Below are 11561 nucleotides of genomic sequence, written 5' to 3'. Positions count from 1 at the left end.
ACACCTCTGCGGGGCCCCCTCGCAAGGGGGCCGAAAAAGCCGCCGGCCCGGGCGAGTGCCTGGCCGGCGGCTTCGGAGGTTCAGCGTTGCTTCAGACAGAGCACGAAGTCCTGTGAGCCGTCCGGGCTCTTGAAGAAGTAGTGATACTTGTACTCCGGTGTGCCCGCGCACTTGGTCGTGTCGTTCGTGCCGGGGATCGTCTTGAGCACCTCGTAGCTGCCCTTCGCGCAGGTCACCTTCCGCATGACCGGCTTGTCGTCGCTGCCCACGTTCTTGAGGCAGTCGCCGACCTTCGCGTTCGCCGCGTCGCCGGCCTGGGCGCCCGGCTTGCTGGCGCCGCTCGAGGGGGCAGCGCTGCCGCCCGCCGACGGGGCGCCGCCACTGGCGGCTGCGGAGCTCGACGAGTCCGGATTCGCCGAAGCGCCGGCTGCCGGGGTGTCCTTCTTGTTGTCCTTGAGCACGTAATACGCGCCCGCGCCGCCGCCACCGCACAGCAGCAGCGCGAGGACCGCGACCACCGCGATCGTGCCGCCGGAGCGCTTCTTCTTCGGTGGCTCCGCCGCCGGCGGCGGGCCCCACGGCGGCTCGTCGTTGTAGCCCGGGGGCTCGTTACCGTACGGCTGGTAACCGCCCGGCTGCTGGTAGGTGCGGTCGTCGCCGAAGCCGCGCCGGTCGTCATACCCGCCCGGAGTCCCGTAGCCGCCGCCCTGGTCGCCGTAGCCGCCCTGCCCGTAACCGCCCTGGTTGCCGTAACCGCCTTGGTTGCCCTGGCCGTAGCCGCCTTGGCCGTAGCCCTGTTCCGGCTGGCCCCACGACGGCTGGCCGGATGTCGGCTGACCGGATGTCGGCTGACCCTGTTCCGGCTGCCCATAGGGGCCCTGCTGACCGCCCTGCTGCCATGGGTCCTGAGGTTGACCCCGGTACGGTCCGCCCGGCGGTCCGTAACCCGACATGATGTCCTCCTGGTCCTCGGCCGTGGTCGGCGTGGTGAGCCTATCGGCGCGAATGCAGCTACGGTAGCTCCACCCCCCAACACCGTGACCTCACGGATCCGCGCCAAAAGCGGCTCAGATCAGGCGCAACTGTCGATCTTTGGGCTTGCGCGGGGCCGCCGCGCCGCGCCGCTCGAGCAGGCCCGGATCGATCGCGGAGAGGAACGGCGACGGCGTCATCTCCCGCTCGGATCCGTACCGGAACCGGATGCGGCTGTGCGAGACGAAGAGCCGGTCCTGCGCGCGGGTGAGGCCGACGAAGAACAGCCGGCGCTCCTCGGCGACGTCGTCCTCCGACTGGCGCGCGCCCGCGAACGCCCGCAGCGGCAGCAGCCCGTCCTCGCAGCCGACCAGGAACACGACCGGGAACTCCAGGCCCTTCGAGGCGTGCAGGGTGAGCAGGTGCACCCGGTCCGCCCGCGGGTCCCAGCCGTCGACCTCCGCGCCGGTGGCCAGCGCGCCGAGGAACTCGTCGAGGTCGCTGCCGGCGCGCAGGGCGAGCGGCGTCATCAGGTCGACGGCGTTCCACACATCGGCCTCGGAGAGCCCGATGAGGTCGCTGTCGAGCTGGCCGCAGCGGCCGGCGACGACCTGGCCGGCCAGGCGCACCCGGGCCGCGATCGAGCCGCCGAGGCCGTCGGCGAAGCGCAGCTCCCGGGCGATCGCGGCGACGCCGGGGCGATCGAGCAGGCGGTCGTGGGAGCGCTTCTGCACCGGCACGCCGGCCCGGGACAGCGCGTCGACGACCGGCGCGGCCTGGGCGTCGGTGCGGTAGAGCACGGCGATGTCCGAGAACGACATCGCCCCGACCGCGGCGCGGGAGTCGACGCGGCCGTCGTGCGAGCGGTGCGACAGGCCGCCGACCAGCTCGTCCACGGTACGCACGACGAAGTCCGCCTCGTCGGCGACCGACGCGGCGGGGTACACCCCGACCATCGGCGCCTCGAGGTCGAGCCGCGCCGGGTCCAGCCGGCGCCCCGGCACCAGCGTCGTCGGGGCGATCGCCTGCACCGCGGCGGCCAGAATCGGCGCCGACGAGCGGTAGTTGCGGGTCAGCCGCACCACGCGCGCGTCGACCTCCGGCGTGGAGAAGTCGCCGGTGAAGCGCAGGAAGAAGGAGACCTCGGCGCCGCGGAAGGCGTAGATCGCCTGGTCGGGGTCGCCGATCGCGCACAGGTTTCCGCCCGGCGGGCACAACAGCCGCAGCAGCTCGTACTGCACCGGGTCGACGTCCTGGTACTCGTCCACGAAGATCCATTGCCAGCGCGCCCGGTAGCGGTCGACCAGCGCGGGCGTCTCGGTCAGCAACTCGACCGTGAGCGTGAGCAGCTCGTCGAGCGACACCAGGTCGCGCGCCCGCAGCGCCTTGGCCAGGGACTCCCGCGTCGCCGGCTCCATCGCGGCGAGCGCCTTGCGGGCCTCGCGCTCCGGCAGCGGCTCCAGCGCGGCCAGCAGGTCCGCCTCCTCGGCGATGCGGAACTGCGGGGTCAGCCCGACGGCGGCCGCATTCTCCCGAAGGATCGACAGGCCCAGCGCGTGGAACGTGGAGACCGTCACCGCCTCGGTCACCGGCCCGAGCAGCACCTCCAGCCGCTCGCGCAGCTCCTCGGCGGCGCGGCGGGTGAACGTGATCGCCAGGCACTCCTCCGGAAATACGCCGAGCTCGGCGCACAGGTACGCGATGCGGTGCGTAAGCGTCCGGGTCTTGCCCGTGCCCGGCCCGGCCACGATGAGCAGCGGGCCGCCGGGCGCGGAGGCCGCCACCCGCTGCAGCGCGTCGAGCCGGTCGAGCAGGCCGGTGCCGACCTCCTCCATGCCGGCCAGCATGGGCTCGAGGGGCTCGTGCGGCGAGGGCGGGGGCGCGATCGGCGGTGGGGGCGGCGCGGGCTCCGCGGGTTGGGGCCGACGCCGCTTCGCCTGGGGTTTCGGGGCCCCTTCCGCTTTGCGCTGCTTGGGCAATTCCGGCATCGGTACCTCGAACAGCACGTCCTCCTGCGCGCTCCCGCGCAGCTCGGCGGGCTCGAAGAGCCGGATCACGCCGTACTCGCCGTCGTAGCCGGGCGTGCGGTGCACCTGGCCCCGCCGCAGCCGAGCGATGCCCTCGCCGAGCAGTTCGCCGCCGGCCCGGGCGATGTCCTCGACCGGCACGTCGCGCAGGATGGCGAGCTCGGGGCCCAGCTGGGCGACGAGCGCGGCGAGCTTCTCGTCGACCGTCTTCGACTTCGGCCCCACGCCGTTGATCTCGCCCAGGATCTCGTGCAGCTGGATCAGGTGCGTGACCCGGGGCGCGCCCGCTGGCACGAAGCCCTCCGGCCGGTCGGCGAGCTCCTCGACCCGGTGCAGCACGCCGACGGTCAGTGGTTTGCCGCACTCGGGGCAGCGCCCCTGCGCCTCGCGGGTGCGTGCCGGCGGCCAGTTGACGTCGCACGCCCGGTGCCCGTCGGCGTGGTACTTGCCCTCCTCGGGGAAGAACTCCAGCGTGCCGACGAGCCCGTTGCCCGTGCGGAGCATGTCGCGCACGCCCGTGTAGGACAGCTCGCCCCGCAGTACCGTGGCCTCGCGAGCCAGCGCCGGAGCTGAGTGCGCGTCGGAGTTCGACACCAGGCGGTAGCCGTCCAGCGACGACACCCGCCAGTTCATCTCCGGGTCGGAGGACAGGCCGGTCTCGACGGCGAAGATGTGCTCGGCCAGGTCGGCGTAGCAGTCGGCGATCGCGTCGAAGCCCGACTTCGAGCCGAGCGCGGAGAACCACGGCGTCCAGATGTGTGCCGGGACCAGGAAGCCGTCCGGGCTCGCCTCGAGCGTGATCTCCAGCAGGTCGCGCGAGTCCAGCCCGAGGATCGGCCGGCCGTCGGAGCCCAGGTTGCCGATGCGGCCCAGCGCCGCGTTGAACCGGCCGGCCGCCTCGAAGTCCGGCTGATAGATCAGGTGGTGGACCTTGCGGGTGCGGTCGCCGCGCTTGTAGATCGTGGAGATCTCGACCGACAGCATGAACCGCACGGCCTGGTCGGCCACGCCCGTGACGCGGCCGAGCCGCGGCGGCAGCCGGCGCAGGATGTCGTCCTCGCGGTCGGGGTGCAGGCGGAACAGGCCCGGCTCGGCGGGCACCAGCGCCTCGCGCAGGTGGTCGTGCCAGGCCGGGTGCGTGAAGTCGCCGGTGCCGAGCAGAGCGATGCCCTTGCGCCGCGCCCACCAGGTGAGCGTCTCGATGCTGAGGTCGCGACTGCACGCCCGGGAGTACCTCGAGTGGATGTGGAGATCGGCCACAAACGAGGGATCTTCGCCGGATGAATCGGAGGCGGCGGCGTTCGAAGGCACGCTGCATCCTGTCACAGCCGCCCGGATCGCCGCCGGTTACGCGCCGTGCAGTTCGATGACCGAGATGTCCGGCGGTGCCCCGAAGCGCACCGGCGGCCCCCAGAACCCGGCGCCCCGCGTGACGTAGACCTGCGTGCCGTCGACGTTGCCCAGCCCGGCGACGACCGGCTGCTGCAGCCCGACGAGCAGGTTGAACGGCACCATCTGCCCGCCATGGGTGTGCCCCGACAGCTGCAGGTCGACGCCGTGCCGGGCGGCCTCGTGCGCCTGGACCGGCTGGTGGGCGAGCAGCACCACCGGCCGGGCGGCGTCGCGCCCGTCGAGCGCCTTGCCGAAGTCGGGCCCGTCGCCGACGCCCGCCCCGCTCAGGTCGTTGACCCCGGCGAGGTCGAGTCCCTGCACGTCGAGGCGCTCGTTGCGCAGCACGCGGACGCCCAGCGAGTTCACCTCGTCGACCCACTCCTGGTAGTCGTCGGAGAAGTACTCGTGGTTGCCGGTCACGAAGAAGCTGCCGTGCCGGGCGCGCAGGTCCTGCAGCGGCTCGGCCGCCGCCCCGAGCTGCGCGACGCTGCCGTCGACAAGATCTCCGACGATCGCCACCAGGTCCGCGTCGACGGAATTGATCATGCGTACGATCCGCTCGGTGTGCCCGCGCCCGAGCAGTGGCCCGAGGTGGATGTCGGACACCAGCGCGATCCGGAAGCCGTCCATGCTCGCGGGCAGCTTGGGGAGCCGGATCGGCACCCGCTTGAGGTCGGGCGCGCCCAACGCCTGGAAGACGCCGACGCCGACCGTGCTCGCGGAGAGCACTCCCGCGGTGGCGGCGAGCGACCGCCCGAGCAGCAGCCGCCGTCCGGCATCGAACCGCTCGTCGGCCGGCGCCGCGGGCTCGACCGTCGCGACGGCCGCCTTGCCGGCCGCCTCGGCCGAGCTCCCGGCCGCCGAGTTGCCTGGCAGTTCGGAGTTGTCCGCCACCTTGTGACCGGCGAATACGACATCTCGGTTATCGACGAAAAGTTCCGAATCTGCGGAGGACGCGGCGGTGGAGCGCGAGCGGCGCCGCCACAGGACCAGGGCCAGGCGTGGGATCTCCAGGATCGCCAGCGTCACGAGCAGGTAGAACATCAGCGCGAGCCACAGGAAGCCGGGCCACGCGACCAGCGCCTGCCAGGAGTACGGCAGCACCCGCGAGAGCGCCTGCGTCGCCGGGATCGCCAGGGCCAGCAGCACGACGAGCGCGGTGCCGACGCGTCGAGCGCGCCGGGTGCGGGTGGTGTCCTTGACGAGGCGCTTCCAGAGGTACCAGTGAATGGGGGCGACGATGGCGAGCGCCACCGCCAGCATGATGACGATCACCCGGTCAGCCGCCCGCGAACGGGGGCAGCACGTCGACCGTCGCCGTGGCCGGTAGGGCGGCCTCGCGGTCGCGCCATGAGGTGCCCTCGACCAGGAACGAGCACGCGGTCAGCGTCGAGGCGAGGCGCGGGCGGTCCGCGGTGATCACCGCGACCAGCTCGGCCAGCGTCGCCGCCTCGACCTTCTCCTCGGGCAGGCCGGAGGCCGCGCGGGCCCCCGCGAAATAGCGTACGAGCAGCACGTGGGTCAGTCTCCGATCGAGAGCGCGGCGGCCGCGCGAGGTGGGCGTGCGGTGAGCACGGTGGTCAGCCTCCGATTGCCGACATCGGGCGGGCCGGCTGCAGGAACCTCGGGTCGTCGATGCCGTGCCCGGCCGGTTTGGCCCACATCGCCTTGCGCCAGAGGTCGGCGAGCTCCTCGTCGCTCGCCCCGGTCCGCAGCGCGGTGCGCAGGTCGGTCTCGTCCTGGCTGAACAGGCACGAGCGCACGGCGCCGTCGGCGGTGAGCCGGGTGCGGTCGCACGCGCCGCAGAACGGGCTCGACACGCTCGCGATCACCCCGACCTTGGCCGGCCGCCCGCCGATGCCGGCGTGGCCGTCGACGACCCACGTCTCGGCCGGGGCGCCGCCGCGCGCGTCGGGGTCGGGCAGCAGGGTGAACGCCCCGCGCAGCTGCGCGAGGATCTCGGCGCCGGTGACCATCTCGTCGCGGCGCCACGTGTGCCCGGCGTCGAGCGGCATCTGCTCGATGAAGCGCAGCTCGTAGCCGCGCTCGAGGGCGAATCGCAGCAGTGGCACGGCCTCGTCGTCGTTGACGCCACGCAGGAGTACGGCATTCATCTTCACCGGCACGAGGCCGGCCTCGGCCGCGGCGGTCAGCCCGGCGACCACGTCACCGTGCCGGTCACGGCGGGTGAGCGTCTTGAACCGGGCCGCGTCGGTGGTGTCCAGGGACACGTTCACCCGGTCCAGCCCGGCCTCGGCCAGCGGCGCGGCGAGCCGGCTCAGCCCGATGCCGTTGGTGGTCAGCATCATGCGCGGCCGGCCGGGCAGCGCGGCGACGGCGCGGACGATCTCGGTCAGCCCGCGGCGCAGCAGCGGCTCGCCGCCGGTGAACCGCACGTCGGTGACGCCGAGGCGGTGCACGGCGACGTCGATCAGGTGTACGACCTCGGCGTCGGTGAGCAGGGTCGGGCTGGGCAGCCAGTCCAGACCCTCGGCGGGCATGCAATACGTGCACCGCAGGTTGCACCGATCGGTCAGGGAAACCCGCAGGTCGGTCGCCACGCGGCCGTGCCGGTCGGCCAGGCCGGCCCCGGGGGGCTCCGGCGGAACCTGGTGGGTCATGATTCGAACGGTACCCGAACGTCTCTTCGGTTCAGAGCGCGCGCAGTAGCGATCGGACGGAATCGCCGTACGCCGCGCCGAAGAGAGCGGTGTGGACCAGCATGAGGTAGAGCCGATGTAGCGACACCCGCTCCTGCCAGCCGTCCGCGAGCGGCCATGACTCCTGGTATGCGGCCAGTAACCGATCGTGGTGCGGCACGCCGCCCCACAGGCCGAGCAGCGCCAGGTCGGTCTCGCGGTGCCCGCCGTGAGCGGCCGGGTCGACCAGCCAGCCCCGGCCACGGCGGTCCCACAGCACGTTGCCGGGCCACAGGTCGCCGTGGATGCGCGAGGGCGGCTCGTCCCCGCCGTACGACGATATCTCCGACATCACCCGCTCGACCCCGGCGATGTCGTCGCTGGTCAGCGCCCCGGTTGAGGCCTCCAGGAACGGGCGCAGCCGGAACTGCGCGAACCATGGGCCCCACGACAGCGACGAGGGCTCGTTGGGCAGCCGGAGCGTGCCGATGTATCCGGGCCAGGGCGCCCCGAACGCCTCCGCGCCCGAGCGGTGCAGCCCGGCGAGTCCGCGCCCCAGCTCCTCGGCGCCGGCCGGGGTCGCCTCGCCGTGGTCGATCCACTCCAGGGCGAGCATGGACGGCAGTTCGGCGATGATCTCCGGTACCGGGGCCGCGTGCGTCGCCCGCAGCCAGCGCAGCCCGGCGGCCTCGGCGGCGAAGAACCCCTCCGGCGGGTCGGCGAGAGACTTGGCGAAGACCGAGCTGCCGTCGTCGAGCGTGAGCCGCTGGGCGGTGCAGATGGAGCCGCCCGGCACCGGCGTCTCGCGGATCCGCTGGTGCTGGATGAACACGGGCAGTTGGGCGGGGTGTTCCCTGAGGTACCGCAGGTCCATCAGCCGGCCTCTTTCAGGTGGTGGGTCGCCGCGACGGCCCACCCGACCCATGCGAGGTTGACCAGTCCGAGGACACCGAAGCCCAGCCGGCGGACCGGGCGGACGAGTCTAGGCGGCGGCAGCGAGGGCTTCACGCGCGTCATCGTACGAGCGCAGCACCTCCTGCACCGGCGCGACGATGTGCGTGCCCGCGACGACCGCGATCGACTCGCGCAGCCGGCGCTCCGTCCGGACCCGCGCGCGGCGCGCGGCGATGCCGACGAGGGGCCGCACCACGATCGCCAGCAGCAGGCCGAACAGCAGGCCGCCGCCGAGGAGCACGGTCGCCAGCGGTATCCCGGCGCCGACCTTCGGCCCGTCGACGTTGGGCAGGCCGAGCAGCGCGAACACCGCCCGTACCCCCAGCCAGACCAGCCCGGCCAGCGCGGTCGCCGCGCCCAGCCACTGCAGCGCGCCGACCAGCCGCCACCAGACCGGCTTCCGGTCGAGGCCCAGGTCGGCGGAGGCGACGGCGACGTCGAGCGCGTCGGGCACGTCGTCGACCCGCGAGCGCGACGCGGCGGCGATCGCGGCCGGCCACGGCTCCGGCAGCCCCTCGGAGGCAGCCGCGGCGACCTCGCGCGAGGCGAGCGAGACGGCGGCCCTCTGCGCCGCCGTCGACTCCGGCAGCGAGGTGGCGTCGGGCCGCTCGACCGGGCCCGCGTCGAGGTGCAGGCGGCGCAGCGGGTCGGGGCGCATCCGGCGCGCCCAGCGCAGCACCGGCCAGCCCAGCGTGCCGGCCGCGCGGTGCCGGTAGGTGCGCTCGGTCGCCTCCGCGACGATCGGGGCACCCGCGGCGTTGCCGAGCGCTTCGGCCAGGCGGTCGACCGTGGCCCGCGGTACATCGGCGGAGGGCCTGGATCCGGAGGCCACGAGTGGCTGCAGGGCGGCCACCGCGTCCGTGACGTCGCCATTGAGGCGCAGCAGCGCGGACTGCCGCGTCGCGACCGCGCGCTCCAGCGCGGTGCGCAGCGTGGCCAGGCCCGGCCGGCCCTTCGCCGACGTCGTGAACGCCGGCACGCCGGTCAGGCCGTCGGCGTCGAGCAGCCGGCGCAGGTCGGCGACGATCCGCTCGGCATCGGCGCGGACCAGCCGGTCGGCCTGGTTGAGCACGACCACCGTCACGTCGCGGTGCCGCTGGAACCGTTCGAGGTACTGCCGGTGCACCACGCGGTCGGCGTACTTCTGCGGGTCGAGCACCCACACCACCAGGTCGACCAGGCGCAGCAGCCGGTCGACCTCGAGCCGGTGCCCCGACTCGATCGAGTCGAAGTCGGGCAGGTCGAGCAGCACCAGCCCGCGCAGCGCGGCCTCGTCGTCGCCGTCGAGCGCGCTCTCCCGGGTGAACCGGCGGTTGGGCGGCACGCCGAGCCAGTCCAGCAGCGGCGCGGCGCCCGCCTGGCCCCAGACGCAGGCGTGCGCGACGCCGGTGGTCGGCCGGCGCACGCCGACGCGGGAGAGCTGGAAGCCGGAGATCGCGTTGAACAGGCTGGACTTGCCGCTGCCGGTAGCGCCGGCTAGCGCGACAACGGTGTGTGCGCCGGACAGCGCGAGCCGCTCGCCGGCCCGGTCGATCACCGTGCGGGCGGTGACGAGCTGCTCCTCGGGCACGTGGCCGTCGGCCGCCGCGACGAACCGGCGTATCGCCTCCACCCGCGTGACCAGCTGGTCGGCGTCGACCGGTCGCGTCTGCCGCGGGACCACCTGCTTGATCCTCTCCACCAGGCTCATGCCGTAATGCCGTCCCTTTCCACCGGGCTCATGCGTCGAACTCGGGGCGTGCCTTGTGGATGGCCACGCTCAGGGCGCGCAGGCGGGCGGACAGCTCCTCGTCGACGCCCGAGCCGGCCAGCGCGCCGCGGAACCGGTCCGCCTCCTCGTCGAACAGGGCCCCGACCCGCTCGGCCAGGCCACTCCGGGCGCGCTCGGCCAGCGACCGCACCGCCTGGTCGCCGAAGATCGCCTCGAGGACCTTCTGGGCCGCGATCGTGGTGCCGCCGGCGACCGCGATCTCCGCGCCCGTCGGGATGAACGCCGTGGTCGTGAAGACGGTGACCATGACCAGCAGGCCGGTCGCGTTGACCGCGTAGGCGCTGGCCTTGGCGACCACCCGCTTGTCGCCGGCCTCCGTGCGCACCAGCTCCAGCACCGAGCGCTGCCAGTCGCGGATCAGCCGGTCGATGCGCTCGTCGAGGTCCTCGGAGGGGTGCACCAGGTTGGGTGCGGTGTCCAGCAGCGCCGCCCCGGCCGGATGCGCCAGCCAAGAGGTCCCGGCCCGCTCCGCGGCATCGGTCGCGGCGCCCTTGAGCAGCACCGCGAGCCCCGACCCGAGCGCCTCCTGCAACTGCTCGCCCGGCGGGGGCCGCCCGGTGATGGCGGCGACCGCGCGGTCGCGCAGCCTGCCGACCCGGGTCTGCAGCGCGCGCATGATGTCGCCGGTACCGACGAGCTCCTGCCAGCGGGCCAGCACCTCGCCGCGCAGCAGCGCGCCGTCGTGGATGCCCTTGTCCACCGACTCGGTCGCCGCGCGGTACGCCACACGGACCGCCTCGCCGAGCGCCGTCGCCGCCGTGACCTGCTCCTCGGCGGCGGCCGCCAGGATGACCACGTCCACCGTGAGCGCGTCGATCGCCCCGCCGACGGTCTGCCGTACGACCGCGGCACGCGCCTCCGCGTCGTGGGCGAGCCGGTCGAGCCAGGCGCTCAGATGCGCGATCTGCGCCTCGCCGAGCAGGCCCTGGCTGTCCAGCCGGGTCTCCGGGAGCAGGAACAGGGGCACCCCGCCGAGCTCGCGGTCGCGCAGCATCTGGCTGAGGTGCGGGCCGATCTCGTCAGCGGCGCCCGCGCCGGGCACCCGGTCGAGCACGAGCGCGACGGCGGTGCCCCGGTCGCGCGCGGTGCGCAGCAGGCCCCAGGGGACGGCGTCGGCATACCGGGCGGCGCTCGTGACGAAGAGCCAAAGGTCGGCGGCGGCGAGCAGCTGGCCGGCCAGCTGCCGGTTGGCGTCGACGACCGAGTCGATGTCGGGTGCGTCGAGCAGGGCCAGCCCGGGCGACAGCGCCGGAGCCGACACGACCTGCAGCGAGCGCGCGTCGCCGCTCGGCCCGCTCGTGCGGGTGAGCGAGGGCAGCAGGTTGGCCCGGGAGAACCAGGACATGTCGTTCGGGTGGCAGACCAGCACCGGGGCCCGGGTGGTCGGGCGCAGCACCCCGGCCGGACTGACCGGCGTGCGGATCAGGCTGTTGACCAGGGTCGACTTGCCCGCGCCGGTCGAGCCGCCAACCACCACCAGCAGCGGTGCGTCGAGGCGCTCCAGCCGGGGCAGCAGGTAGTCGTCGAGCTGGCCGGCCATCGCGGCGGCGACGGTCTCGGCGCGCTCGGCGCTGGGCAGCGGCAGGGCGAACCTCGTCGCCCGCGCCGTGTCGCGCAGATCCGACAGAGCGGCGGCCAGCGGTTGGTCCGGCCGGCGCGGGCGCGGGGGCCGACCGGGCGACGGGCCATCCGGCGAAGGGTCGGCGGCCGTCGACCGGGCGGACACCGACTCGCCCTGTGTGGTCACGGATAAAGCGTGCACGATGCGGCTCGGCAACGCCATCCAATGCGCGTGAACATCGATGC

8 protein-coding genes are annotated in these 11561 nt (G+C 73.8%); all 8 read right to left on the bottom strand.

Annotated features, from left to right (window positions below; translation table 11 throughout):
• Nucleotides 1-80 precede the first annotated feature (80 nt).
• The 8 genes from ABT297_RS08025 to ABT297_RS07990 all read right to left on the bottom strand — a co-directional run bounded on the left by ABT297_RS08025 (nucleotide 81) and on the right by ABT297_RS07990 (nucleotide 11502).
• Nucleotides 81-953, bottom strand: a complete 873-nt coding sequence (locus tag ABT297_RS08025; RefSeq protein ID WP_350546057.1) for an LppU/SCO3897 family protein — start codon at nucleotides 951-953, stop codon at nucleotides 81-83.
• 114 nt (nucleotides 954-1067) lie between these two features.
• Nucleotides 1068-4310 carry a UvrD-helicase domain-containing protein gene (locus ABT297_RS08020; RefSeq protein WP_350546055.1) on the bottom strand — a complete coding sequence of 1081 codons (3243 nt, stop codon included), beginning with the start codon at nucleotides 4308-4310 and terminating at the stop codon, nucleotides 1068-1070.
• Nucleotides 4311-4346: 36 nt separating this feature from the next.
• Nucleotides 4347-5654: a metallophosphoesterase gene (locus tag ABT297_RS08015; RefSeq protein ID WP_350546154.1), complete on the bottom strand. Its 1308-nt coding sequence runs from the start codon at nucleotides 5652-5654 to the stop codon at nucleotides 4347-4349.
• 16 nt (nucleotides 5655-5670) lie between these two features.
• Nucleotides 5671-5907 carry a MoaD/ThiS family protein gene (locus ABT297_RS08010; protein WP_350546053.1) on the bottom strand — a complete coding sequence of 79 codons (237 nt, stop codon included), beginning with the start codon at nucleotides 5905-5907 and terminating at the stop codon, nucleotides 5671-5673.
• A gap of 64 nt (nucleotides 5908-5971) precedes the next feature.
• A complete protein-coding gene (moaA, locus tag ABT297_RS08005) occupies nucleotides 5972-7012 on the bottom strand; it encodes a GTP 3',8-cyclase MoaA (protein WP_350546052.1) in 1041 nt (346 codons plus the stop codon).
• Nucleotides 7013-7043: 31 nt separating this feature from the next.
• On the bottom strand, nucleotides 7044-7904 hold the full coding sequence (locus ABT297_RS08000) for a fructosamine kinase family protein (protein ID WP_350546050.1): 861 nt from the start codon (nucleotides 7902-7904) through the stop codon (nucleotides 7044-7046).
• A 108-nt stretch (nucleotides 7905-8012) separates the two neighbouring features.
• A complete protein-coding gene (locus ABT297_RS07995; protein ID WP_350546048.1) occupies nucleotides 8013-9674 on the bottom strand; it encodes a GTPase family protein in 1662 nt (553 codons plus the stop codon).
• Nucleotides 9675-9702: 28 nt separating this feature from the next.
• Nucleotides 9703-11502: a GTPase family protein gene (locus ABT297_RS07990; protein WP_502885520.1), complete on the bottom strand. Its 1800-nt coding sequence runs from the start codon at nucleotides 11500-11502 to the stop codon at nucleotides 9703-9705.
• Nucleotides 11503-11561: the final 59 nt, after the last annotated feature.

Origin of the sequence: Dactylosporangium sp. NPDC000555 (assembly GCF_040300025.1) — a bacterium.
Lineage (GTDB): Bacteria > Actinomycetota > Actinomycetes > Mycobacteriales > Micromonosporaceae > Dactylosporangium.
The sequence above is the reverse complement of the archived record's forward strand: the minus strand, read 5'-3'. Positions and strand labels throughout refer to the sequence as shown.